At 71.4% G+C, this 24,345-nt stretch carries 20 protein-coding genes; 10 read left to right on the top strand and 10 right to left on the bottom strand.

Annotation, left to right across the window (positions count from 1 at the left end):
- The first annotated feature begins 140 nt into the window (after nt 1-140).
- Both HHL19_RS38245 and metG read left to right on the top strand, forming a co-directional pair.
- The gene (locus tag HHL19_RS38245) at nt 141-2,681 is read left to right on the top strand and encodes a VWA domain-containing protein (protein ID WP_277349197.1); all 2,541 of its coding nucleotides are present in this window, start codon (nt 141-143) and stop codon (nt 2,679-2,681) included.
- 92 nt (nt 2,682-2,773) lie between these two features.
- The gene (gene metG / locus HHL19_RS26995) at nt 2,774-4,381 is read left to right on the top strand and encodes a methionine--tRNA ligase (protein ID WP_169092950.1); all 1,608 of its coding nucleotides are present in this window, start codon (nt 2,774-2,776) and stop codon (nt 4,379-4,381) included.
- Nucleotides 4,382-4,473: 92 nt separating this feature from the next.
- On the opposite strand, the gene HHL19_RS26990 is transcribed toward metG, so the two are convergent.
- From HHL19_RS26990 to HHL19_RS26965, 6 genes are all read right to left on the bottom strand, one after another.
- Entirely contained in the window at nt 4,474-4,803 is a 330-nt protein-coding gene (locus tag HHL19_RS26990) for a DoxX family protein (protein WP_169092949.1), read from the bottom strand.
- Nucleotides 4,804-4,910: 107 nt separating this feature from the next.
- Nucleotides 4,911-6,584, bottom strand: coding sequence for an FG-GAP-like repeat-containing protein (locus tag HHL19_RS26985; protein WP_169092948.1), 1,674 nt, complete (start codon nt 6,582-6,584; stop codon nt 4,911-4,913).
- Between the two features lie 41 nt (nt 6,585-6,625).
- A complete protein-coding gene (locus HHL19_RS38240) occupies nt 6,626-7,783 on the bottom strand; it encodes a transglycosylase family protein (protein ID WP_169092947.1) in 1,158 nt (385 codons plus the stop codon).
- Between the two features lie 164 nt (nt 7,784-7,947).
- Nucleotides 7,948-9,300 carry a VCBS repeat-containing protein gene (locus tag HHL19_RS38235; RefSeq protein ID WP_206325188.1) on the bottom strand — a complete coding sequence of 451 codons (1,353 nt, stop codon included), beginning with the start codon at nt 9,298-9,300 and terminating at the stop codon, nt 7,948-7,950.
- Between the two features lie 127 nt (nt 9,301-9,427).
- Entirely contained in the window at nt 9,428-9,700 is a 273-nt protein-coding gene (locus HHL19_RS26970; RefSeq protein ID WP_169092946.1) for a hypothetical protein, read from the bottom strand.
- A gap of 30 nt (nt 9,701-9,730) precedes the next feature.
- Nucleotides 9,731-9,880 (bottom strand): hypothetical protein, encoded by a 150-nt coding sequence (locus HHL19_RS26965; RefSeq protein WP_169092945.1) that lies wholly within the window; start codon nt 9,878-9,880, stop codon nt 9,731-9,733.
- 343 nt (nt 9,881-10,223) lie between these two features.
- On the opposite strand from HHL19_RS26965, the gene HHL19_RS26960 reads away from it, so the two are divergent.
- The 6 genes from HHL19_RS26960 (at nt 10,224) to HHL19_RS26935 (ending at nt 16,285) form a co-directional block, all read left to right on the top strand.
- Nucleotides 10,224-11,231, top strand: a complete 1,008-nt coding sequence (locus tag HHL19_RS26960; RefSeq protein ID WP_240981893.1) for a LuxR family transcriptional regulator — start codon at nt 10,224-10,226, stop codon at nt 11,229-11,231.
- A 424-nt stretch (nt 11,232-11,655) separates the two neighbouring features.
- Nucleotides 11,656-12,570 (top strand): helix-turn-helix domain-containing protein, encoded by a 915-nt coding sequence (locus tag HHL19_RS26955; RefSeq protein WP_206325189.1) that lies wholly within the window; start codon nt 11,656-11,658, stop codon nt 12,568-12,570.
- Nucleotides 12,571-12,645: 75 nt separating this feature from the next.
- Complete coding sequence (locus HHL19_RS26950) at nt 12,646-13,563, top strand: hypothetical protein (protein ID WP_169092944.1); 918 nt, start codon at nt 12,646-12,648, stop codon at nt 13,561-13,563.
- A gap of 319 nt (nt 13,564-13,882) precedes the next feature.
- On the top strand, nt 13,883-14,335 hold the full coding sequence (locus HHL19_RS26945) for a hypothetical protein (RefSeq protein WP_169092943.1): 453 nt from the start codon (nt 13,883-13,885) through the stop codon (nt 14,333-14,335).
- A complete protein-coding gene (locus tag HHL19_RS38600; RefSeq protein WP_169092942.1) occupies nt 14,329-15,714 on the top strand; it encodes an alpha/beta hydrolase in 1,386 nt (461 codons plus the stop codon). Before HHL19_RS26945 ends, HHL19_RS38600 begins: the two co-directional genes overlap by 7 nt.
- A gap of 49 nt (nt 15,715-15,763) precedes the next feature.
- Nucleotides 15,764-16,285, top strand: a complete 522-nt coding sequence (locus HHL19_RS26935) for a GNAT family N-acetyltransferase (protein WP_346768417.1) — start codon at nt 15,764-15,766, stop codon at nt 16,283-16,285.
- Between the two features lie 61 nt (nt 16,286-16,346).
- On the opposite strand, the gene aspS is transcribed toward HHL19_RS26935, so the two are convergent.
- The gene (gene aspS / locus HHL19_RS26930; RefSeq protein ID WP_169092941.1) at nt 16,347-18,164 is read right to left on the bottom strand and encodes an aspartate--tRNA ligase; all 1,818 of its coding nucleotides are present in this window, start codon (nt 18,162-18,164) and stop codon (nt 16,347-16,349) included.
- Between the two features lie 157 nt (nt 18,165-18,321).
- Here aspS and HHL19_RS26925 point away from each other — a divergent pair, with 157 nt between their 5' ends.
- Both HHL19_RS26925 and HHL19_RS26920 read left to right on the top strand, forming a co-directional pair.
- Nucleotides 18,322-20,487 carry a SpoIIE family protein phosphatase gene (locus HHL19_RS26925; protein ID WP_169092940.1) on the top strand — a complete coding sequence of 722 codons (2,166 nt, stop codon included), beginning with the start codon at nt 18,322-18,324 and terminating at the stop codon, nt 20,485-20,487.
- A gap of 199 nt (nt 20,488-20,686) precedes the next feature.
- On the top strand, nt 20,687-21,499 hold the full coding sequence (locus HHL19_RS26920; protein WP_169092939.1) for an MBL fold metallo-hydrolase: 813 nt from the start codon (nt 20,687-20,689) through the stop codon (nt 21,497-21,499).
- Here HHL19_RS26920 and HHL19_RS26915 read toward each other — a convergent pair.
- From HHL19_RS26915 to HHL19_RS26905, 3 genes are all read right to left on the bottom strand, one after another.
- Nucleotides 21,496-22,563, bottom strand: coding sequence for an AI-2E family transporter (locus HHL19_RS26915; RefSeq protein ID WP_169092938.1), 1,068 nt, complete (start codon nt 22,561-22,563; stop codon nt 21,496-21,498). The genes HHL19_RS26920 and HHL19_RS26915 overlap by 4 nt on opposite strands.
- 85 nt (nt 22,564-22,648) lie before the next feature.
- Nucleotides 22,649-23,611, bottom strand: a complete 963-nt coding sequence (locus HHL19_RS26910; RefSeq protein ID WP_169092937.1) for a pirin family protein — start codon at nt 23,609-23,611, stop codon at nt 22,649-22,651.
- A gap of 151 nt (nt 23,612-23,762) precedes the next feature.
- Nucleotides 23,763-24,275, bottom strand: coding sequence for an SseB family protein (locus HHL19_RS26905; protein ID WP_169092936.1), 513 nt, complete (start codon nt 24,273-24,275; stop codon nt 23,763-23,765).
- Between the last annotated feature and the right edge of the window lie 70 nt (nt 24,276-24,345).

Below are 24,345 nucleotides of genomic sequence, written 5' to 3'. Positions count from 1 at the left end.
ATGCGCGGCAACCGTGACCGACGGGGTCCCGAGAACCGGAGGACGCGGCCGCTAACCTTACGTGTCCGCCCTGGCCAGGGATGAAGGACGCATACCGCATCCAACTCATGCGAAAGGGTTCGCCCATGGGTATTCGGAGCTTGCTGCGCAAGGTATTCGGCCGCGACCGCGAAGATCCCGCGACCCCTTCCGTCCCTCCCCAGTCCCGCGAACCGGAGCCGGGGACACCACAGGAGCCGCAGGAGCCGCAGGAGTCCCAGCAGCTCCCGAAGCCGCCGACCCCCCAGAAGCCCCAGGACTCTCAGGACTCCCAGGAGCCGACAGAGGCCCCGGAGCCCCAGGAAGCCGCAGCCCGCAAGACCGCCGACGACCTGGTGGCCGCCGCCTTCGACAACCCCCAGATCCCGAAGGCCCGCACGGGCTCCCCGATTTCGCCCGAGGGCGGGGACGCGGAGGCGGAGGCGGGTGCGGGTGCCCCGGATGCGGAGGCGGACGCGAGTGCGGGCGCCCCGCAGGCGGAGGCGGACGCGAGTGCGGGCGCCCCGCAGGCGGAGGCGGATCCCAGCACCGCTCCGGCGGAAGCGGATGCCGCACCGACGGCGAAGCCCGACGCCGAGGCGGCACCGACCGCGACCGAGTCGAAGCCGGCCGCCGACCCGGCGGCTGCAGCCGCACCGGAGGCGGAGGCCATCGCGTCCACGGCCGAGGCGGAGCCCGAAGCCGAGACGGCGCCGAAGGCGGAACCCGCACTGTCGGCCACCGCCGAGGCGGAGCCGAAGGCCGACCCCGATCCCGAGGCCACCGCCACGTCCGTCCCGGACACCGGGGCCACGGCTGAAACGACCACGCCCGAGGCCACACCGGAGGCGGAGGCCACCCCGGCCACCGCCGGGACGGAGCAGACGACAGACGCCGAGCCCGAGGCCACACCGGCCACCGCCGGGGCGGAGCCGACGACGGACACCGAGGACACTGCCGAACCGGCCCCGGCCGAGGCCGAGGCCACGCCGAACGCGGAAGCCACCACGGCCACCGCCAAGGCGGAGCCGACGGTCGACACCGAGCCCGAGGCCGAAGCCACCCCGGCCGCCGCCGAAGCGGAGCCGACCACCGCCCCCGAGACCGCTGCCGAACCGGCCCCGGCCAAGGCCACGCCGAAGGCGGAGGCCACCCCGGCCACCACCGGGACGGAGCCGAGTGCGGACGCCGAGCCCGAGGCCGAACCGGCCCCGGCCAAGGCCACGCCGAAGGCGGAGGCCACCCCGGCCACCACCGGGACGGAGCCGAGTGCGGACGCCGAGCCCGAGGCCGAAGCGCCCCTGGCCGAGGCCGCACCGGCCACCACCGAGGCGGAGCCGACCGCCGACACCGAGCCCGAGGCCGCACCGGAGGAGGAGGCCACCCCGGCCACCACCGAGGCGGAGCAGACGACGGACGCCGAGCCCGAGGCCGAAGCGCCCCTGGCCGAAGCCACCCCGGCCGCCGCCGAGGGGGAGCCGACCGCCGACACCGAGGCCGGCGTCACCGCTGAGCCCGCCCCGGACACGGAGGCCACTCCGGCCGCCGCCGAAGCGGAGCCGACCACCGACACCGAGCCCGAGGCCGCACCGGAGGCGGAGGCCACCCCGGCCACCACCGAGGCGGAGCCGACCGCCGACACCGAGCCCGAGGCCGGCGTCACCGCTGAGCCTGCCCCGGACACCGAGACGGTCCTCGCGGCCGGCGCTGCGCCTGAGGGCGCGGTCGTCGCAGAGACCCCCATCGTGCCGGAGGCCGAAGCCGCACCGGCCGTCGTCGGCACCGAGGTCGCCGCAGAGGCGGCCCCGGTGGAGGCCGCGCCGGAGGCGGAAGCCGCCACGGCCACCGCCGAGGCGGAGCCCGCCGTCGCCACCGAGGCCGCTGCCGAACCGGCCCCGGCCCCCGAGGCCGCGCCGGAGGCGGAGGCCCCCGCCGAGGCGGTCCTCGCGGCGGACGCGCAGCCCAGCGCCGACACGGACACCACCGGCACCGACGTAGTCACCGACACCGACGCCACCCCCCAGAGCCCCGTCCGCGGGACGCCCGAGCTGGTGGAGGCGTACGAGGCGGCCGGGGCCGTTCTGCGGGAGGCGGGGCTCGCGGGGGCGCGGGCGCAGGTGTATCTGGTCGTCGACCGGTCCGGGTCGATGCGCGGGTACTTCAAGGACGGGTCCGTGCAGCGGCTCGCCGAGCAGGCCGTCGGGCTCGCCGCGCACCTGGACGAGGACGCGACGGTCACGGCCGTGTTCTTCTCGACCGACGTCGACGGGGTCGTCGACCTGGCCCCCGCCGACCTCACCCCCACCCGCGTGGAGGAGATCAACGCCGGCCTCGGCCGCCTCGGCCGGACGAACTACCACCGTGCCGTCGAGGAGGTCCTGGCCCACCACGAGAAGGCCGACCCGGCCCGCCCCGCGCTGGTGATCTTCCAGACGGACGGCGCCCCCGAGTCCCGTACCGCCGCGACGCAGGCCCTGGCGGAGGCCGCCGGCCGTCCCGTGCACTGGCGCTTCACGGCCTGGGGCGAGGAGGACGGCAAGGCCTTCGACTACCTGCGGAAGCTCGCCGCCGACCGTACGGCGACCCACTTCGCGGGCCCGACGCCGTCCGAGACCCCGCACGCGGAGTTCTACCGGGGCATCCTCACCGGTCTCGCTCTCTGAGCATCCGGCTCTGAGCATCCGGCTGAACCCCACCCTCCGCCCCCTGCTTATCGATGTGAGTCGATCTTCGTGGGCCCGTTAGGATTTCGACCATGGCGGCCACTGGATCCGAGAAGCAGGGGGCGAAGGCGTTCTACGTCACGACCCCCATCTACTACGTCAACGACGCTCCTCACCTGGGCCACGCCTACACGACCGTCGCAGGCGACGTGCTCACGCGCTGGCACCGTCAGCGCGGCGAGAAGGTGTGGTACCTCACCGGCACGGACGAGCACGGTCAGAAGATCATGCGCACGGCCGAGGCGAACGACGTCACGCCCCAGGCCTGGTGCGACAAGCTCGTCGAGGAGGCGTGGAAGCCCCTCTGGGAGCACCTGAACATCGCGAACGACGACTTCATCCGCACCACGCAGAAGCGTCACACGGACCGCGTCCAGGAGTTCGTGCAGGACCTGTACGACAAGGGCGAGATCTACAAGGGCGGCTACGAGGGCCCGTACTGCGTCGGCTGTGAGGAGTTCAAGCTCCCGGGCGATCTCATCGAGGCGGAGGACGGCACCAAGCTCTGCCCCGTCCACAAGAAGCCGGTGGAGATCCTCAAGGAGGAGAACTACTTCTTCAAGCTGAGCGAGTACGGCCCGAAGCTGCTCGACTTCTACGAGGCGAACCCGGGCTTCATCCAGCCGGAGTCCGCCCGCAACGAGGTCCTGAACTTCGTCAAGCAGGGCCTGGAGGACCTCTCCATCTCGCGCTCGACCTTCGACTGGGGCATCCCGGTCCCGTGGGACAAGGAGCACGTGATCTATGTCTGGATCGACGCCCTCCTGAACTACGCCACGGCGGTCGGCTACAACGAGAACCCGGAGAAGTTCGACGAGACCTTCCCGGCGAACGTCCACCTCATCGGCAAGGACATCCTCCGCTTCCACGCGGTGATCTGGCCGGCGATGCTGATGGCGCAGGGCCTCCCGGTCCCGGGCCGGGTCGCGGCCAACGGCTGGCTGATGGTCGGCGGCGAGAAGATGTCGAAGTCGAACCTGACCGGCATCAAGCCGCAGGACCTGACCTCGCACTTCGGCGTGGACGCGTACCGCTGGTACTTCCTCCGGGCGATCGCCTTCGGTCAGGACGGCTCGTTCTCGTGGGAGGACTTCTCCGCCCGCTACACCTCCGAGCTGGCCAACGACTACGGCAACCTCGCCTCCCGCGTGGCGGCGATGGTCGGCAAGTACTTCGGCGGCGAGCTGCCGGCGGCGACGGCCGACGGCGACGCCGAGAAGGCGGTCCAGGACGGTCTGGCGAAGGCGGTCGCGACGGCCGACGCCAAGATCGGCGAGGAGCTGGACTTCCAGGCCGGCATCCTGGCGATCTTCGACTTCGTGAAGCAGGTCAACGGCTACATCACGGAGCAGGAGCCGTGGAAGGTGGCCAAGGACGAGTCGGAGGAGGGCCGGGCCCGCCTGGCGACGATCCTCTACACGGCCGCCGAGTCCCTCCGCGCCGTCGCCGTCCTCCTCAACCCGATCATGCCGGAGACCTCGCAGGCCCTCTGGGAGTCGCTGGGTGCCGAGGCGTCCCTGGGCGCCCTGGCGGACCAGCCGGTGCAGAACGCCGGCGAGTGGGGCGGGCTCCCCGCCGGCGCGACGGTCACGAAGGGCGCGGTCCTCTTCCCGCGCCTGGAGGACCCGAAGAAGGACTGACGTCCGCCCCGTACGCGAGCGAAGGCCGCCGATCCCTGGTCTCCCGGGGGCCGGCGGCCTTCGCCGTCCCCGTCCCCGTCCCATCCCCGTCCTCACATCAGCGCGAGCGCGGCGGCCGCCGGCGCCATGTACATCAGCGGGAACGCCACGTGCCCGTACGCCTTCGCCCGTACGACGGTGAGGACCGCGCCCGCGAAGTACAGCACCAGGCCGACCGCCGCGAGGATCCCGATCACCGGTGCCCAGAACCCGACGACGAGCCCCGCGGCCCCGGCCAGCTTCAGCACTCCGAGCCCGTTCCACCAGGAGCGCGGCACCCCGTACGCGGCGAGAGGTTCGACGACGAACGTCGCCCGCGCCAGCACGGACACACCCGAGAAGCCCGCCATGAACGCGGCGACGGCGGTGACGGTGGTGGACATCCGTACTCCTCGGCTGCGACCCCCGGACGGGGCCGTACGCCTCCATGACGAAGCCCGCCCCGTCGATGTGACGGGGCGGGCACGCGTTCCTTCCGGGAAGCCGTGGCTCAGAAGAGCAGCTCGCCGTCCGGGTAGCCGTAGCCGATCTGGACGCGCGGCGCGTAGTACGCGGCGCCGTTGCCCTTGTACAGCCACAGGTTGTTGGAGGCGTCGCGCCCGATCAGGTCGGCCTTGCCGTCGCCGTTGATGTCGCCGGGGGCGACGAGCGCGGAGTAGACCTGCCAGCCGGTGCCGATCTGGGTGCGGGGCGCGTAGTACCCGGCGCCGTTGCCCTTGTAGAACCACAGGACGCCCGCGGTGTCCCGGCCGATCAGGTCGGCCTTGCCGTCGCCGTCGAAGTCGCCGGGGGCGACGAGGGCGTCGAACATCTGCCAGCCGGTGCCGATCTGCTTGCGGGCCCCGTAGCCGTGGGCGCCGTCGCCCGGGTAGAGCCAGAGCACACCGGCGGTGTCCCGGCCGATCAGGTCGGCCTTGCCGTCACCGTCGAAGTCGCCGGGGGCGAGCAGGACGTCGTTCGCCTGCCAGCCGGTACCGGCCTGGACGCGGGTGGAGCCGGAGTAGCTGCCGGTGGACGGGTCGGCCGGGTAGCGCCAGAGCGTGCCGGAGCCGTCGACGGCGACGAGGGTGTCACCGTCCTGGGCGACCTTGCCCATGCTCCCCCAGCCGACGCCGACCTTGCAGGGCGCGGCGAGGCCACCGGTGCGGCCGGCGTAGCGGTAGAGGGCGCCGCTCGCGTCGCGGCGGAAGAGGCTGTCGGTGGCACCGGCCGGGCCGCAGTCGGCCCAGCCGGCGGCGGCGCGGATCATGTCATGGTCCGAGGCGCCCGTGAAGTTGGGCAGCACGTCGCCCTTGACGTCCTTGAAGTGGGCGCCGGAGAGGAAGAGATAGTCGAGCTTCCGGCGGCTGTCGCCGAAGGTCGTCTCGCCGCTGCGGCAGTGGCTCGCGCCGGCCGTGAGGCAGGCACTGGTGAAGTAGTCCTTGTCGGTCTCGTCGGCCTCCACGAAGGTGCCGTTGCCGCCGGCGCCGGACCCGTAGAAGCTGGCGGCCATGGCGGTGTCGGGCTTGCCGTTGAAGTCGCCGCCGAGGACGACCGGGGAGCCCTGGCCCTGCCAGACGGCGGCCTGTTGGGCCAGCTTCCGGGCCTCGGCGTCGCGGAGGGCGGCGTCGTTCCAGTAGAGGTGCACCGAGCAGGCCCAGTTGGAGCGTCCCTGGGTGTAGCTCTTCAGACACGGGGCCTTGATCGGCTCGGACTCGCCGCCGACGGTCAGGTCGAGGACCGCGCTGTCCGAGACGGTGCCCTTCACGAAGAGCGCCATGCCGTAGTCGCCCTTGGTGCCGTCCGCACCGCCGGCGCACAGACCGGAGGAGGTGCCGAGCTGGACGGTGGTGGTGTAGAGGCCCTGGAAGCCCTTGGGCTTGAGCTGGGCGGCGAGTTCGTCGTACTGGTAGCGGCAGACCTCCTGGAGGAAGATCTGGTCGGCGTTCCAGCCGGAGCCGCTGGTCTGATCGACGACCGCCGCGTACTTGGCGCCGTCCGTGTAGCCCTTCTCCGGGGTGCAGGGGCTGCCGCTGCCGCACATGTTGAAGCTGACGAAGCGCAGCGGGCCCGCGCTGCCGGGGCTGACGGTATCCGCCTGGGCGCTCGGGGCGCCGAGGGCGAGGGCGGCGGCGACGCTGCCGAGGAGAGCCCCGGCGCTGCCGAGTGCCTTGCGAATCCGCATGTATGGACTCCTGGTGGAAGGAAGGGTGGCGGAGAGGCCGGTCACCAGCCGGTGCCGATCTGCGTGCGGGAGCCGCCGCTGTAGCCCGGACCGGCGTAGCGGTAGAGGTTGCCGGTCGCGGTCTCGACGGCGAGGAGGTCCGGTGCGGCGTCGCCGGTGACGTTGCCGACGCCGGTGATGTGGGACATGGAGTCCCAGTTGACGCCGAGCTTCACGCGCGAACCGCCGTTGTAGGACGGCCCCGAGTAGCGGTAGAGGTCGCCGGTGGACTTCTCGACGGCGAGGATGTCGGAGACTCCGTCACCGGTGAGGTCGCCGATGCCGACGAGGGCGGACATCGAGTTCCAGGCGACGCCGAGCTTCACGCGCCCGCCGCCTCCGGTGAAGTTCGGTCCCGAGTAGCGGTACAGGTCGCCCGTGGACTTCTCGACGGCGATGAGGTCCGGCACGCCGTCGCCGGTCTGGTCGCCGACACCGACGATGTTGGTCATCGAGTCCCAGTTGGAGCCGACCTTGACCCGGGCGCCGCCGCCGGTGAAGTTCGGGCCCGAGTAGCGGTAGAGGTCGCCGGTGGCGGCCTCCACGGCGAGGATGTCGGCCTTGCCGTCGCCGGTCTGGTCGCCGACGCCGACGATGTCGCTCATGCCGTTCCAGCCGTAGCCGAGCTTCACCCGGCCGCCCATGCCGACGTAGCCCGGGCCGTTGTAGCGGTAGAGGTCACCGGTCTTGGTCTCGACGGCGATGATGTCGGTGACGCCGTCGCCGCTGAGGTCGCCCACGGCGGTGAGGTGGGCCATGTTCGACTGCGGGGCCTCCGGCTCGTCCGGGTACGGGACGGTGTGGTCGGAGCCGAGTCCGGCCCTGGGCCCGCAGGTGGGCCAGGCGCCCTCGCCCTGGGTCTTGAGGACCTTCTCCGCGATGCGGATCTGCTCCTCCTTCGTCGCCCGGTGCGGGTAGTCGGCGTACTGCCGGCCGCCGAAGGCGTCCCAGGTGGTCTTGGCGAACTGGAGGCCGCCGTAGTAGCCGTTGCCGGTGTTGATGGACCAGTTGCCGCCGCTCTCGCACTGGGCGACCTTGTCCCAGGTGGCGATGGACGCGGCGGAGGCGGGCGGGCCGGACAGGAGCCCGAGCGCGAGGGCGGCGAGCGGGACGGAGGCCAGGGAGGCGCGGAGGGCCGGGAGACGCTTGGGGGAGCTCATGGGGTTCCTCTGGACGGGCCGTACGAAGACGGGCGGGCGTACGGGAGCAGGGCGGGGCGTACGAGGGGAGGGGAGGCGAGCCGTACGGGGGGCGGCGGGGGCGCGTGAGGTGCGGGGCACGTGAGGTGCGCCCCCCGCCGGCGGTCGTACGGAGCGGGCGCGGCCTACCAGCCGGAGCCGATCTCGACGGCCGTGGTGCCGCTGAAGTCGGGGCCGGAGTACCGGTAGAGCTTCTGCGTGTCCGACCGGACGGCCAGGAGGTCCGGCACGCTGTCGCCGTTGATGTCGCCGACGCCGGTGATGTTGGTCATCGAGTCCCAGTTGACGCCGATCTTGACCCGGGCGCCCATGCCCACGTAGTTGGGCCCGCTGTAGCGGTAGAGGTCACCGGTGGAGCGCTCGACCGCGATGATGTCGGAGACTCCGTCGCCGGTGACGTCGCCGACGCCGACGACGGTGGAGATGCCGTTCCAGCCGGTGCCGATCTGGACGCGGCCGCCGCCGCCGACGTAGTTGGGCCCGCTGTAGCGGTAGAGGTTGCCGGTGGCCTTCTCGACGGCGATGAGGTCCGGCACGCCGTCGCCGGTCTGGTCGCCGACACCGACGATGTTGGTCATCGAGTCCCAGTTGGAGCCGATCTTCACCCGGGCGCCGCCGTTGTAGTTCGGGCCGGGGTAGCGGTACAGATCGCCCGTGGCCTTCTCGACGGCGATGATGTCGGCGACGCCGTCGCCCGTGACGTCACCGGTGCCGACGATGGTGGACATGTTGTTCCAGCCGTTGCCGATCTTGACCCGGGCGCCCATGCCCACGTAGTTGGGCCCGCTGTAGCGGTAGAGGTCACCGGTCGAGGACTCGACGGCGATGATGTCGGTGACGCCGTCGCCGGTGAGGTCGCCGACGGAGGTCAGGTTGGTCATGCCCTTGTCGGTCGGCGCGTCGACGATGCGCTTGTAACGCAGGGCCTTGTAGTCGCCGTTCGGGTGGCTGTCCCAGGTGGCCGCGTTGATGGACATCCCGGTGATGTACTTCACCGGCGTCGAGCCGAAGGAGTAGTAGGAGAACTTGGTCTTGGCGGCGTCGTCCCACTTCGCGAAGAGGATGACGTGGTCGTAGTAGCTGTTGAGGATGTCGCCCGGCTTGAGGTCGGAGCGGCTGATCGTCGTGAAGTCCGAGCTGCTGCCCAGCCCCTGGGTGCTGAGGCTGCTCGACAGGTGCAGGGCCATCGACACGTAACCCGAGCAGTCCGTGCGGTAGTACTTGCCGTCGGAGTCCGGGTACGAGGAGGACTGGCTGTATGTGAGGTTCTTGCCGAGCCAGTACTTGGCACGTTCGATGACCTCGTCGCGGGTGATCGAGCCGCCGACCGAGGAATCGGCCGCGAGCGTGGTGACCGTGGTCGTGGCGGCGAGGCCGGCCGGGGCGGCGGTCGGGGTGGCGGCCTGCGCGGGGGCGGTGACGCCGAGGACGACGGCGGCGAGGGCGGCGGCGGAAAGGACGCGGACACGGGTGTTCATTCGGAGGACTCCTGGGGGAGGCGAGGAGAAGAAATTGGCATGCCCATGACACTCACTGCCCTTTGGTGCACCGGCAGGGATGGGCTACGGAGGGAGGAAAAGCGCTTCGGGGAAAGGGGCGGGCGGCCTAGACGACGACGCCCGACAGTCCGTGCCGGGCGAGCGGCAACCGCAGTCGGTCCAGGAGACCGGCGGCGGCCAGGAGGGCCGCGGCGTCACTGGGTGCCCCGAGGAAGAGGACGACGTCCATGCCGTGCGGCAGGGAACGGACCCGGAGGTGCTCGAGACCGTCGGCGGGGACGGCGTGCGCCCACAGCAGGTCCTCGATCAGACCTGCCCCCGCGGCGGGAGCGTCGGCACCGACGCCGCCGCACGTCAGACGGGCGCGGACCATGCGCATGAGCGGACTCCCGATGGGTGCCGGTTCCGGTCAGTCCCAGCCGATGGTGTCGGTGCCGGCCGCGAGGGAGGTCCCGCCCGCCGGGTGGGAGTCCCAGCCGATGGTGGCCTCGGCGGCGAGACCGACGAGGGCGAGGGAGAGGGCGGCGATGGCGGCGGTGCGGCGGAGGGACGAGAACACGGGACTTCCTCTCGGACGGGACCGGCCCCGGACGGGGCGGAACGCGATGGGTGGAACGGAATCGATCGGTCTTTCCTCGGGGGATCGATCCCGTTCGCTCCGGGTGGCGCTCCCTTTCGGTGACACCATCCTGTGCGGCCGCCGGATCCGGGAGAAGGGTTTCCCCGCGTCACCAAAGTGCCTGGCACCAAGGTGCCGCCCCGGTGGCCTCCAGATGACGCCGATGCGTTGCAGAGGTGACGTACTTGGCGCGATCCGGCCCGTTTCCGCCGGTCAGAGCGCTGCGCCCGGCCCCGTCCGGCTCTAGGATGACGTCGATGTAGGTACCACTGGGGGGTGGATCATGCAGAAGATGCTGAGCCTTGAGCTGCTCGGCCTCAGTACGGTTCAGGAGGCGGTCTACCGCAGCCTGCTGACAGGAAGCCCGGAGGGGGTGGAGGCGCTCGCCGCGCGGCTCGGCGTCGGGGAGAGCCAGGTGAGGGACGCGCTCGACCGCCTGGTCGACCTGGAACTGCTGCGGCCCTCGCGCGACACGCCCGGCATGCTCCGCGCGGTCAGCCCGGAGACCGGGTTCGAATCGATCCTCCGCCGGCAGGAAGCGGAACTCCTGCGCCGCCAGGAGGAGTTGCTGCGCAGCAGGGAGACGGTGGCCCGTGCGGTAGCCGCGTACGCCGCCGAACGGCCGGCCGCGCTGGATGACGCCGAGCGCCTGATCGGCCTCGACGCCATCCAGAACCGGCTGGAGAGCCTCGCGCGGGACCTCACCGAGGAGTGCTGCTCCATCGAACCCGGCGGCGCCCAGTCGCAGGCCAGCCTCGACGCGGCCCGACCGCTCGACGAGCGCGCCCTGGCCAGGGGAGTGGCGCTCCGGACGATCTACCAGGACAGTGCGCGGAACGACGCGGCGACCTTCGGGTACGCCCGCTGGCACACCGAGCAGGGCGGCCAGATCCGCACCTGCCCCGAGACCCCGCCCCGGATGTTGATCTTCGACCGCCGGATCGCCGTCGTCCCCATCGACCCGGCGAACACCCGGCTCGGAGCTCTGTGCACCGCCTCGCCGGGCATCGTGGCGCCCCTCCTCGCCCTCTTCGAGCAGACGTGGGAGATGGCCGTTCCGCTCGGCGCCGACCACCGCGCCGGCACCCCCGCCTCCGACGGCCTCTCCCCCGTCGAACGCAGCCTGCTGAAGCTGCTCGCCTCCGGCATGACGGACGAGGCCGCGGCCAAGCGCCTCGGCGTCTCCCTGCGGACGGTACGCCGCCAGATGGCCGCCCTGATGGAACGCCTCAACGCGACAAGCCGCTTCGAGGCAGGCCTGAAAGCGGCCAAGCACGGCTGGCTCACCTGACCGGGCTGCACCGAGACGCTGGTCACCGCCCGCCCACGCCACCGGAGCCCACCGGACGGGACTCCGGTGGTGCGGACGCCGCGTGGGTGGGCGGTAAACCACCCAAGGACCTGAAAGACGAAGAACGGGGGAAGAACTACTGCCCACCCGCCCCTCCCCCCGCGTGTGGGAGCGCGGTCACTCACGCGAGTGAATATGCCAACTCGACGCGGTTTGAGACCGGTTGTGTGCCCTACGCTCAGCGACACCACCCAACCGTCCGCAGAAATGCGTCGGCCCCCGCCGGGATTGCCGTCCCAGTGCGAGGGCCTACCAACCAGGAAGTAGCACCTTCCCGATGGATACCCACCACCGTAGTCGGCGGCAGTCCGCCGCGTCTCGCCCCCACGCCAAGAACCACTCTTCCCGGGGTACTTCTCGCGGAGTGGTCCACGAGACCACCCGCCACACCCGCGACTTCACCGTCATCGGCAACCGCCTCCTCCAGCACCCGGACATCGGCGGCGTGGCGATCGCGGTCGGCTGCCACATGATGTCCGTCGCCGAGGGCACCTCCGTGACCATCAGGTGCCTCGCCGACCGCCTCGGCTTCAGCCGGCAGAAGGTCGCGGACGCCCTCCACGCCCTGGAGAGGCACGGCTACCTGCGCCGCACGGTGATCCGCACCGCGAAGGGCCGCCTGATCACCCAGACGGTCATCTGCCACAACCCCGGCAGCAGCACCCCCACCCGCCCCCGCCCCAAGCCCCAGAGGCCCCCCACCGCCCCGGACCGGAACGAGAACCGGAGCGGGGCACCGAACCCCGTCTCGAAGCCGGAACCGCAACCAGAACCGGCCCCGAGGCCCAAGCCGGGCCCCCGCCCCCTCCCACCCGTCCCCCGCCCCGGCTTCCCCGCCAAGGAGCTCCTCGACTCCGCCCTCCGCGTCCTCCTCGGCCTCCAGAGGACCGACCCCCGCCTGTACGTCTCCGAGGCCGACGCCCAACACCTCACCCCTGGCGTGGCGGCCTGGCTGGAACGCGGGACCTCACCGGAGGTCGTCCACCACGCCCTGACGTACGACCTCCCCAAGGAACCCCTCCGCCGGCCCGCCGCCCTCCTGGCCCACCGCCTGACCGCCCACCTCCCCCCGGCACCCCAGCTGGGATCCGTCTCCACACCCGCCGCCCCACCCCCTCCCCCCGCACCCCTCATGTACTGCGAAACCTGCGACACCTGCTTCAGATCCCAGCCCGCGACCCCCTGCCCGACCTGCGGGAGCCGGGACACCGTCCCGTCCGTCTACACCCCTGGGAACCGTCGTCAAAGCTCGGCCATCGACCACAAGCAACGGGCCTGATCGAGCTGGAGCGGCAGCAGTGGTGTCGCCGGTCCGGGGAGGTCCGCAGTCAGAGGGGTGTGCCAGAGTCTGCGCATGCTCGAGATCGTGGTGAAGACGGAGAACGGGGAGCGGCACGTGCGTGTGTCCGCTGAGGAGCTGGCTGGTCTGGTCCGGCGAATCGGGGGTGACGGTGACCTGTTCCTGGTGGTCCAGCGGATACCCGACCTGCCTGACGTCTTCGCCCAGGTCTGGCACAAGGCCGGTGGCGACTACACGCTGGAGTACCGCGACGGTGCCGCCGACCGGCACTTCCAGGCGATGGTCGACGCGCCCGAGGTCGTGATCGCGGCGATGACCGGCTGGGCCCGCCAGGAGGCCGGGTGGGACGGCGGTCCGGCCTGGTCGCCGCTGGACATGGGTCCCGCCCGTGAGGTGCCGCCGCTCGACCTCGACGAAGGCGAGCGCGCGGAGCTGGAGAAGCGCGTCCGCGAGGTGCTGGTCGGCGGTTACGCTTCCCGCGCCGAACTGGCCGAGCTTGCCGAGGAGTACCTGGTCACCAAGGACCGCAGGCCCGTCTCGCGCGAGCAGGCGAAGGCGCTGGCCGACCGGTTGTGGCTGGAGCGGGTCGCGGAGCAGGCCGAATGGCAGGGTGAGACCGACCCCGAGCGGCTCACCCGCGCGTTCACCGCCCTGCAGGAGGCCGGTATCACCGCCCGCGAGAACTTCACCTGCTGCCGTAGCTGCGGCCAATCCGAGATCGGCGGCGAAGGCGGGCCCGACGCCCGCGGCTTCGTCTACTTTCACACTCAGTGCACGGACTCCGCCGCTGCGGGACACGGACTGACGCTCCTCTACGGCGGCTTCGACGACTCGTCCGAGACCACGGCGGCCATCGGCCACGAGGTCACGGCTGCCCTCGAAGCAGCCGGTCTCGCCGCCGAGTGGGATCGTGACCCCGGCCGGGCCATCACCGTCACTCCCTTGGACTGGCGCCGGCGCCTGGTCGGCTAGGGACCGGCGTCAGAGATCACACCCACATGAGGAGTGAGGCGAGGGTGACGGCTGCCTGAGGGCACTCGGCCGTCTTGTCGTATCGCGTTGCTGTGCCGCGCCACTGCTTGGGGGATTCTCCTCGCCGTGCGGCGAAACACTCGGCCTGGATCGGTAGATCGCCAACAGCCCTCTTCCACCGGAGACTTGAAACAGGCAGCCCCATGCGGGACTCACAAATGAGGCCGCCCATTGCGGGCGTCGATTACTCCGTCACGGAAATCCCGAAACGGGTGAAACCGGAGCAACACCAAAAGGATGACGTTCCGATCACGATGGAATGAGCGATCTTGTTGGGCTCGCTCGGGCCCGGGTAGCCTCCCCGGATGCAAGCGGGGCGATCACTCATGACCGAGGCCAGGACGCCGAGCGCGGAAACACCTATCGCACCGAAGAGGTCGAGGTGATCCAGCTTCTTGATGGAGATATCGAAGCGATACTCCCGAAGGGTATGAGCATCGATCATCTCGAGGTGGAGGTCTCCGGCGGCGCCGTCACGCTGGAATCCCGGACCAGCGACCCGGATGCGAGTCTCGCGGAGTACACCGGTCCGGGAATGGGCGAAGGCCATTCCACCTGGAAGCGGAACAAGCTTTCAGAGGACGGCAACGGCACCTACGACTGGTATCAGGCCGCCGCCACACACTCCTTCAAGGTGAAGCAGGGCACCGCAGGTTCGATGCACGACTTCCAGCGCGGCTGCAGTAGTTACGACGCGAGTGCGACGTGCTAGACGTGCGCTCTCTCGAATTCTCCCGAGCCGCCCGCTGGTTCGCCGGCGTGGTGGCCCTGGCCGCCGTCGTCGTCACGGGCTTCTTCCTGTACCAGCCCCATGGGCGTCAGGCCGCCGCCGGACAGTCGACACCTTCGGAACCGTCGAAACCTCAGGCATGCGGGGGAGGGGCCGTTCGCTGCCACCTCCTCTCCACCGGGATATGGGCGGTCGTCTACGCGCCTCCCCAGGAGGTGGAAGAAGAGCGGGACGGACTGGTCTTCCTGGATCCTGGGGGCCCTGGTCTGAGACCCCTCGACGCAGGACTCACACGCTCGCTGCTGCCTTCCTGGCTGAAGAACCAGACGGTCGCCATGCTCGTCGAACCCTGGTCCGTACACGAGGTCGGCCCGGATTGCCTCAGGTCCTTGGCGAGCGTCTCCGAGGGCGGTGAGCTCTCCGACCAGCAGGTCGTGGAATGGCCTGACCGGTTCAGGAACTCCTGCGATGTCGACCTGTACCGACTCGATCGCGCGGAGTACGAAGAGTCCTTCAAGGAGCTGAGCGAGAAAGAGGGAAGGATCTCCGGCGTCTACGCGCGGTCGTTCGGCGCGGTCCGGGCAAGTGCCGTGATGCCGGAGCTGAAGCGCACCGGCGGCTGGGCCGTCATGGACGCACCCGCCCCACCGCCGGACACGCACGCCACCACGCTCATGGTCGAGCGAAGCCTCGCACTGGAAGCGGGCCTGCAGGACGTCATGGGGTGCACGAGCGGCGACGCACCCGCGGACTGCGAGAAGGAACTGCACCGAACGCTACGGGAGATGGGCAGCGACACGGCGACTCCGGCCGGCCTCGCGGGCGGCGTCGAGGAGTACGAGCGGATGACCGCCCTCTTCTCGCTCTCCACCGACATGGGGAGCAACAAGAAGCCTCTCCGTGACATCTTGACCGACTGGCCGGAGCTCAGTGCGACCGACCAGGAAGTCGTGAAGTCCGGAAGTCACGCGTTCACCCGACGTCACGGCGACGGCCAGGTCCTGCCGGACTTCGCCGGGTACCTCGCCAATCTGTGTCCGGCGTACAACGGATGGGGCGCGGGAGCGGGTTCGCCGGAGAGGAACCCGCTCGGGGCGGCACTGTCACGCATGCACTACGCGTGTTCCGTGATGCCGAGCGACGCACGCTCCGCATGGACCCTTCCGAAGGCGGCGGACGCGCCGAGAATGCTGCTGCTGGCAAACACGCGGGATCCGGTCACCCCGCCGAGCGCGGCGAACGCCTGGGGCAAGAGGTTTCCCGACGCCGACCGTCTGGAGTACGCGTACCCGGGGCACACCGAAGCACCCGAGAAGCTCGGTGAGAAGATCTCGGCCTGGCTCGCGGGAGCGAGCGGCTAGGACGACGGCCGCGGGAGCGTCCACGTCTTCGGCGAGGGGAGTCGAGAGGGTGCGGGGAGACGGCGTCGTCGTCGAGGTGATCCGGGCCGGGGAGCGGCTGGAGCTCGTTCCGTTGGAGGTCGGGCATGCCGAGGAGATGGCCGGGGTGCTCGGGGATCCGGCGCTGCACCGGTTCATCGGGGGTGCGCCGGAGAGCCTGGAGGAGTTGCGGGCGCGATACGTGCGGTGGGGCGCCGGGGCGCCCGAGCCCGGGACCACGTGGTGCAACTGGGTGGTGCGGGAGCGGGACGGCGGGCGGCTCGTCGGGACCGTGCAGGCGACCGTCACCGGCGGTGTCGCCGGCGGTGTCGCCGAGGTCGCCTGGGTCGTCGGGACCGCCTGGCAGGGGCGGGGGTACGCCTCCGAGGCCGCCCGGGCGCTCGTCTCGTGGCTGCGGGACCGGGGCCGTACCGTCGTCGCCCACGTCCATCCCGACCACGCCGCCTCCGCCGCCGTCGCCCGCGCCGCCGGGCTCGTACCGACCGGGGAGATCCACGGCGGTGAGGTGCGGTGGGAGTCGGCCGCCGCGTAGACGGCGAAGGGCCCGGGATCCGCGAGCAGCGGGTCCCGGGCCCTTCGACCGGCCGTCAGGCCTAGCGGGCCGCGTCCGGGTGGACCGACTCCGTGATCGGGCGGTCCTCCGTGACCTTCTTCTCGACCGGCTTGCGGAGCTGGATGTTCAGTTCGCGCAGGCGGGTCTCGTCGAGCTCGGTGGGGGCGCCCATCATGAGGTCCTGGGCGTTGCCGTTGAGCGGGAAGGCGATGGTCTCGCGGATGTTGGGCTCGTCGGCGAGGAGCATCACGATGCGGTCGACGCCGGGGGCGATGCCGCCGTGCGGCGGGGCGCCGTACTGGAAGGCGCGGAGCATGCCGGCGAACTCGGTCTCGACGGTCTCGCGGCTGTAGCCGGCGATCTCGAAGGCCTTGAACATGATGTCGGGCTCGTGGTTCCGGATGGCGCCGGAGGAGAGCTCGATGCCGTTGCAGACGATGTCGTACTGCCAGCCGAGGATGTCCAGCGGGTCCTTCGTCTCCAGGGCCTCCAGGCCGCCCTGGGGCATGGAGAAGGGGTTGTGCGAGAAGTCGATCTTGCCGGTCTCCTCGTCCTTCTCGTACATCGGGAAGTCGACGATCCACGCGAAGCGGAAGACGTTCTCCTCGAACTGGCCGGCGCGCTTGGCGGCCTCGACCCGGACCGGGCCCATGATCTTGGAGACCTCGTCGAAGTCGCCGGCGCCGAAGAAGATCGCGTGGCCGGGGACGAGGCCGAGGCGCTCGGTGAGGACCTTGACGTTCTCCTCGGTGAGGAACTTGGCGATCGGGCCGGTGAGGGCGTTGCCCTCGCCGACGCGGACCCAGGCCAGGCCCTTCGCGCCGAGGGAGACCGCGAAGTCGCCGAGCTGGTCGAAGAACTTGCGGGGCTGGTCGCCGGTGTCCGGGACGGCCAGGGCGCGGACGTGCTTGCCGGCGAAGGCCTTGAACTCGGACGCCTCGAAGACGTCGGAGATGTCGACGAGTTCGAGCGAGGTGCGCAGGTCGGGCTTGTCGTTGCCGTACTTCAGCATCGACTCGCGGAACGGGATCCGCGGGAAGGGCGAGGTGACGTGGCGGCCGCCGCCGAACTCCTCGAAGAGCTCCGTCATGAGCTTCTCGATCGGCTGGAAGACGTCCTCCTGCTCGACGAAGCTCATCTCGACGTCGAGCTGGTAGAACTCGCCGGGCGAGCGGTCGGCGCGGGCGTCCTCGTCGCGGAAGCAGGGCGCGATCTGGAAGTAGCGGTCGAAGCCCGAGATCATGAACAGCTGCTTGAACTGCTGCGGGGCCTGCGGGAGCGCGTAGAACTTGCCCGGGTTGAGACGGGACGGGACGACGAAGTCGCGGGCGCCCTCGGGGGAGGTCGCGGTGAGGATCGGGGTCGCCATCTCGTTGAAGCCGAGGGCCACCATCTTGGAGCGGATGGCGGCGATGACGGCGGAGCGCAGCATGATGTTGCGGTGCATGCGCTCGCGGCGCAGGTCGAGGAAGCGGTACTCCAGGCGCCGCTCCTCGTTGACGCCGTCGTCGGCGTTGATGGTGAAGGGGATCTGCTGGGCGGCGCCGAGGATCTCGACCTCGCCGACCTCGACCTCGACCTCGCCGGTGGGCAGCTCGGCGTTGACGTTCTCCGCGCCGCGCGAGACGACCTTGCCGTCGACGCGGACGACGGACTCCTTCGTCAGCTTGTCGAGGGTCTCGTAGGCGGGGGTGCCGGGGCGGGCGACGAGCTGCGTGATGCCGTAGTGGTCGCGCAGATCGATGAAGAGGATGCCGCCCAGGTCGCGCCGATTGTGCAGCCAGCCGCTCAGCCGGACGTCGGTGCCGACGTCAGAGGCGCGGAGCTCGCCGCAGGTGTGGGACCTGTACCGATGCATCGTCGTTCATCCAGTCTTCGGGATCGGTGGTGTGGGGCTTGACCAGTCAAGCCCCCTCAGACTACCGGCCACCCCAAGATCGCGATTCGATTACCGTCGGCCGTGCCCGGCGGGGGCACGGTGGCGACACGCGGTCCGATATTCATAAAGTGGGGCAATGCGCACCGAGGACGTCCTGGCCGCGATCGCCACGGGCCTGTGGCGCTGGGACAACGCTTCCGGGATCGTCTCGCTCGACGCCGAGGCCGCCCGGCTGCTCGGACTGCCCGCGGAGCCGGTGCGGCTCAGCGAGGCGGCGGTGCGCTCGCGCTTCCATCCGGTGGACTGGAACGAGATCGACGGCGTCGTCAGCCTCGCGGTGGCCGAGGGGACGCTCGCCGAGGCCCGGCTGCGGATCATGGACGAGCAGGGCCGGGTGATCAGGACCGTACGGAGCCGGTCCAAGCCGCTGATCGAGGGAAGCGACTACCAGCTGGTCGGGACGCTCCAGGAGGTGGCGGAGCCGCAGCCGGGGACGGCCGGGCCGCACACGCCGATCACCGGGGACTGGCGGCGGTCGCGGGAGGCCTTCCTGCTCGACGCGGGGCGGGCCCTGGCGGAGGCGCGGTCCACGGCCGAGGTGCTGCGGGTGGCGGCCTCGTTGTCGATGCCGGGCTTCTCGCCGGACGGGCTCGCGGTCTTCGGGATGTCGGGCGACCGGCTGACGGTGATCGGGCACCACGGGCAGCAGGACGGCGACGAGGGCCCCTTCACCTCGATGTCGCTCGACACGGACTATCCGGCGGCGGAGGTGGTGCGGACCGGGCGGGCGATCTACCTGCCGTCCCCGGAGGAGTACCGGCGCCGCTTCCCGACGACGTGGCCGCTGGCGGAGCCCTTCGAGCGGCAGTCGTGGGCGTTCGTGCCGCTGGTCGTGGCGGGGCGGACCATGGGCGCCTGGATGGCGGCCTTCAAGCATCCGGCGACGTTCACGCCGGACGAGCGGTCGGTGCTGACCACGGTGGCCCGGATGCTGGCGCAGGCGCTGGCCAGGGCCGGGGTGGCGGAGTCGGAGCGGGAGCTGTCGCTCGGTCTCCAGCGGACGATGATGCCGGTGCTCGGGCCGGGGATCCCGGGGATCCAGGTGGCGGCGCGGTACGTGCCCACCGGCGGCGGTCTCCAGGTCGGCGGCGACTGGTACGACCTGATCCGGCTGCCCGGCGGCACGGAGGGCGGTACGGGCGGCGGCGCGGGCCGGATCGCGCTCGTCATCGGGGACGTCCAGGGGCACGACGTGCGGGCGGCGGCCCTGATGGGGCAGCTGCGGATCGCGCTGCGGGCGTACGCCTCCGAGGGGCACCGGCCGGACGCGGTGCTGTCGCGGGCGTCGCGGTTCCTGTACGGGGTGAACGACGGGTACGACGGGTACGACGGCGACGGCAGGCCGGGCGGCGGGCCGGGGGCCGGGGCTCCGGGCGGCGGGCCGCGGTTCGCGACCTGCCTGTACCTGGAGGTCGACCTGGAGACGGGGACGGTGGACATCGCCCGTGCGGGCCACCCGGACCCGGCGGTCCGGATGGTCGACGGAACGGTTCTGCTGAGGCCGACGGCCGGCGGGCTCCCGCTCGGCATCGACGCCGACACCGACTACCCCACCACCCGCCTCACCCTCGACCCCGGCGAGACCCTGATGATCTGCACCGACGGCCTCCTGGAGACCGGCGGGCACGACCTCGACAGCGGCTGGGAGCGGGTCAGGCGGCTCCTGGAGGCGCACCGGGGCGACGACCTGGAGGAGCTGGCCGACACCCTTGTGGAGGCCGTCCACGGGCCCGGCTCCCACCACACCACCGGGCCGCTCGCGGACCGGCGCGAGGACGACATCGCCGTCCTGCTGCTCTCCCTCCGGCCGGCGACGGCGGTACGGGAGACCCCGCGCCGCACCCTGATGACGATCGCCCAGGCCGAGCCGGAACGGATCGCGGAGGCCCGCGAGCAGGTGCGGCAGCTGCTGCACGACTGGACCGACGAGGACCAGCTGGACTCGGCCGTCCTGATGGTCTCCGAGATGGTCACGAACGTCCTCGTCCACACGGACGGCGACGCGCTGCTGACCGCGGAGGTCGCCTGCGGCGCCAAGGGCCGCCGGCTGCGGGTCGAGGTCTCCGACGCCAGCGACGAACTGCCGCACAAACGGCACCCGGGCGAGATGGCGTCCAGCGGCCGCGGCCTGGTCCTGATGGAGATGCTGGCCGAGACGTGGGGCGTCGCACCGCGCGGCGAGGGCAAGACGATCTGGTTCGAACTGACGGAACCGCCGGGGGCGGAGGGGTGCTGCTCGTAGGGACGCGAAGGCCTCCAGGGACGACGGCACGCGCGCGTGGCGCGCGTCGGCGGAGCCCGTCCCCCCGGCGGCTGAGCTCCGCAGGCCGCACGCGCGCGTGGCCCCCGGCGGCGGAGCCCGTACCCCTCCGGCGCGCAAGGTCTCCCCGTACGGCGGAGACTGGTGTCGTACGGCCGTCGGGGGGACCACGGAGCACGCCATGGACACCCACAAGGTCGGCAGTGACACCACCGTCCTGGCCGACAGCCTGGAAATACCGGGGATCGGGCACATCCCCGTCAACGCCTACGTACTGACCGCCGCCGAACCCGTCGTCGTCGACACCGGCCTTTCGCTCGACGACCGGGACTTCCTCGCCGCGCTCGCCAGGGTGATCGACCCCGCCGACGTGCGCTGGATCTGGCTCTCCCACCCGGACCGCGACCACACCGGCGGCATCTTCGACCTCCTGGAGGCCGCCCCGCACGCGCGCGTGGTGACCACCTTCCTCGGCTTCGGCATCATGACGACCGAGCGGCCGCTGCCGATGGACCGGGTGTACTTCCTCAACCCGGGGCAGTCCCTGGACGTCGGCGACCGCGCCCTGCACGCCTTCCGGCCGCCGCTCTTCGACAATCCGGCCACCGTCGGCTTCTACGACGACCGCACCCGGATCGCCTTCAGCTCGGACTGCTTCGGCGGGCCGATGCCGACGGCCGAGCTCGCCGAGAGCGGGCACGCGAGCGACCTGAAGCCGGAGGAGCTGCGGGCCGCGCAGCTGCTGTGGGCGACGCTCGACAGCCCGTGGGTGCACCTGGTGGACCCGGAGAAGTACCGGGCGACCCTGGCACCGCTGCGGGAGACGAACCCGGAGATCGTGCTCTGCACCCATCTGCCGCCCGCCGTGCGGATGACGGACCGGATGCTGGAGACCCTGGCCGCCGCGCCGGACTCCGACCCCTTCGTCGGCCCGGACCAGGCCGCCCTGGAGGCCATGCTGAAGTCCTTCGAGCCGGGCGGCGCGCCGGTCTAGGCGGGCTTCTCCGGAGCCGTACCGGTGCCGTACCGGGCGCGGAGTTCGCCGAGGATGCCGGTGGCGGCGGCCGTCAGGGGGACGGCGAGGAGCATGCCGAGGATGCCGGCGACGGAGGCGCCGGCGGTGATGGCGAGCATGACGGCGGCCGGGTGCATCTGGACGGTGCGGCTCTGGACCATCGGCTGGAGGACGTTGCCCTCGATGACCTGGACGGCGAGGACCACGCCGAGGACCCACAGGGCGATGACGAAGCCGCGGTCGGCGAGGGCGACGAGGACGGCGACCGCGCCGGAGAGGAAGGCGCCGAGGTACGGGATGTAGGCGGTGACGAAGACGAGCGCGGCGAGCCCGACGGCGCCGGGCACGTCGAGGACGAGCAGGCCGATGCCGATGAGGACGGCGTCGACGAGCGCGACGAGCGTGGTGCCGCGCATGAAGCCCTCGACGGCCTCGAAGGCGCGGCGGGCCATCGCCTCGGCGGTGTCGCCGGTGGCGGCGGGGACGAGGGAGCGCAGGGAGCCCGCGGCCCGGTCGGAGTCGCGGAGGAAGAAGAAGATCAGGAGGAGGGCGAGGACGGCGGTGGCGAGCATCTGCCCGACCACGCTGAGCCCGGAGATCACCCCGGAGGCGGCGGTGCCGCCGAACTTCTCCAGGAGGGTCTTGGCGTTCTCGGCGAGGTCGGCCAGGGAGGTCCCGGCGGCCCCGAAGTGCTCGGCGATGTCGACGGCGGCCTGCCGCAGCGAGGCGAGGATCTGGTCGCCGGTCTCGATCAGCGCGGCGACGACGATGTACGTGGCTCCGCCGACGACGAGGAGCACGGCGAGGACGGTGATCGCGGCGGCGAGGGACTTGTTCACCTTCATCCGCAGCAGCCGCCGGTAGAGCGGTCCGAGCAGCGCCGTCCCGAGGATGGCGAGCAGCACCGGCGTCACGGCGGCCTTGAAGACCACGCAGAGCCAGATGAAGACGGCGGCGACCCCGGCGACGAGCAGCGCCACGGCGCACCAGGCGGCGAGCTTGCGGGCGGGCTCGGGGAGGAGGGGCGCTCGACTGGTCTGCACCCGCCCATAAGATCACACCATTGTGCGGGAAACGCGGACATGACGGGCCGTCCGGGCGACGCCCCGTCATGCTCCTGGTCTCCGGCTACTCGCCCATGCCGTGGACGGCCGGGATGGTGCCGAGGCGGCCCGCCTGGAAGTCCTCGAAGGCCTGGCGGAGTTCGGCCTGGGTGTTCATCACGAAGGGGCCGTAGTGGGCCATGGGCTCGCGGATGGGCCGGCCGCCGAGGAGGACGACCTCCAGGTCCGGGGTGTGCGAGTCCTGCTTCTCGTCGGCGCGGACGGTCAGCGAGCCTCCCTGGCCGAAGACGGCGGTCTGGCCGAGGTGGATCGGGCGGTGCTCGGCGCCGACGGTGCCGCGGCCGGCCATCACGTACGCGAGGCCGTTGAAGTCCTCGCGCCAGGGCAGGGTGATCTCGGCGCCGGGGCGCAGAGTGGCGTGGATCATCGTGATCGGGGTGTGGGTGATGCCGGGGCCCTGGTGGCCGTCGAGCTCGCCGGCGATGACGCGGAGCAGCGCGCCGCCGTCGGGGGAGGTGAGCAGCTGGACCTGGCCGCCGCGGATGTCCTGGTAGCGGGGGGCCATCATCTTGTCGCTCGCGGGCAGGTTCACCCACAGCTGGAGGCCGTGGAAGAGGCCGCCGGAGACGACGAGGGACTCCGGCGGGGCCTCGATGTGGAGGAGGCCGGAGCCGGCGGTCATCCACTGGGTGTCGCCGTCGGTGATGGTGCCGCCGCCGCCGTTGGAGTCCTGGTGGTCGAAGGTGCCGTCGACGATGTAGGTGACGGTCTCGAAGCCGCGGTGGGGGTGCCAGGGGGTGCCCTTGGGCTCGCCCGGCGCGTACTCCACCTCGCCCATCTGGTCCATCATGATGAACGGGTCGAGGTACTGGTAGGTGATCCCCGCGAAGGCCCGGCGGACCGGGAAGCCCTCGCCCTCGAAGCCCTGCGGGGCCGTGGTGACGGCCAGCACGGGGCGCGGGGCGGCGTCGGCCGGGGCGACGACGCGCGGCAGGGTGAGCGGGTTCTCGACAGTCACGGCGGGCATGGCGGGACCTCCTTCGTGCGACCTGAGGGCCGGCCTTCGCGGCCTGTCCTCACAACCTCACTTTAGTTGAATGCTGAACTTCCTGCCACCCGGAACGCGGAACGCCCGGGAGGAATTCCTCCCGGGCGCCCCCGCGTACGTCCAGACCGGATCAGCCGTACATCCGCCGCATCGCGAAGTCCACCATCTGCTCCACGGCCTTCGCGTCGAAGACCATCCGGTGGTCGCCCTCCATGTCGAGCACGAAGCCGTAGCCGGTCGGGAGGAGGTCGATCACCTCGGCGCCGGTGATCACGAAGTACTTCGACTCCTTGCCCGCGTACCGCCGCAGCCCCTTCAGCGTGGTGAACATGGGGATCACCGGCTGCTGGGTGTTGTGCAGGGCGAGGAAGCCGGGGTTGTCGCCGCGCGGGCAGTAGACCTTCGAGCTCGCGAAGATCTGCTGGAAGTCCTCGGCGGCCATGGTGCCGGTGGTGAAGGCGCGTACGGCGTCGGCGAGGGAGGGCGGCGAGGGCTCGGGGTAGAGCGGCGCCTGCTGCTGGCCGTACCCGCCGGGAACACCGCCCTGCATGCCCCCTTGCATGCCGCCCTGCGGTGCGTACTGCCCCTGCGGAGGCGGCCCGTACTGCTGCTGCGCGCCCGGATTCTGCTCGTAGCCGTACATGGATCAGGAGCCTACTGCGTCACAGATCGCCCGCCGGGGGTTGCTCTTATTACCGGTGGGTAGCATCATC

Source organism: Streptomyces sp. R302, assembly GCF_012927245.1.
GTDB lineage: Bacteria > Actinomycetota > Actinomycetes > Streptomycetales > Streptomycetaceae > Streptomyces.
This window is presented reverse-complemented; position numbering and strand designations above follow the sequence as displayed.

Excerpts from the sequence above, each read along its gene's own strand:
- metG (WP_169092950.1), top strand. The coding sequence starts at position 2,774 with ATGGCGGCCACTGGATCCGAGAAGCAGGGGGCGAAGGCGTTCTACGTC.
- HHL19_RS26990 (WP_169092949.1), bottom strand. The coding sequence starts at position 4,803 with ATGTCCACCACCGTCACCGCCGTCGCCGCGTTCATGGCGGGCTTCTCG.
- HHL19_RS26985 (WP_169092948.1), bottom strand. The coding sequence starts at position 6,584 with ATGCGGATTCGCAAGGCACTCGGCAGCGCCGGGGCTCTCCTCGGCAGC.
- HHL19_RS38240 (WP_169092947.1), bottom strand. The coding sequence starts at position 7,783 with ATGAGCTCCCCCAAGCGTCTCCCGGCCCTCCGCGCCTCCCTGGCCTCC.
- HHL19_RS38235 (WP_206325188.1), bottom strand. The coding sequence starts at position 9,300 with ATGAACACCCGTGTCCGCGTCCTTTCCGCCGCCGCCCTCGCCGCCGTC.
- HHL19_RS26970 (WP_169092946.1), bottom strand. The coding sequence starts at position 9,700 with ATGCGCATGGTCCGCGCCCGTCTGACGTGCGGCGGCGTCGGTGCCGAC.
- HHL19_RS26960 (WP_240981893.1), top strand. The coding sequence starts at position 10,224 with ATGCAGAAGATGCTGAGCCTTGAGCTGCTCGGCCTCAGTACGGTTCAG.
- HHL19_RS26950 (WP_169092944.1), top strand. The coding sequence starts at position 12,646 with ATGCTCGAGATCGTGGTGAAGACGGAGAACGGGGAGCGGCACGTGCGT.
- HHL19_RS26945 (WP_169092943.1), top strand. The coding sequence starts at position 13,883 with ATGAGCGATCTTGTTGGGCTCGCTCGGGCCCGGGTAGCCTCCCCGGAT.
- aspS (WP_169092941.1), bottom strand. The coding sequence starts at position 18,164 with ATGCATCGGTACAGGTCCCACACCTGCGGCGAGCTCCGCGCCTCTGAC.
- HHL19_RS26925 (WP_169092940.1), top strand. The coding sequence starts at position 18,322 with ATGCGCACCGAGGACGTCCTGGCCGCGATCGCCACGGGCCTGTGGCGC.
- HHL19_RS26920 (WP_169092939.1), top strand. The coding sequence starts at position 20,687 with ATGGACACCCACAAGGTCGGCAGTGACACCACCGTCCTGGCCGACAGC.
- HHL19_RS26910 (WP_169092937.1), bottom strand. The coding sequence starts at position 23,611 with ATGCCCGCCGTGACTGTCGAGAACCCGCTCACCCTGCCGCGCGTCGTC.
- HHL19_RS26905 (WP_169092936.1), bottom strand. The coding sequence starts at position 24,275 with ATGTACGGCTACGAGCAGAATCCGGGCGCGCAGCAGCAGTACGGGCCG.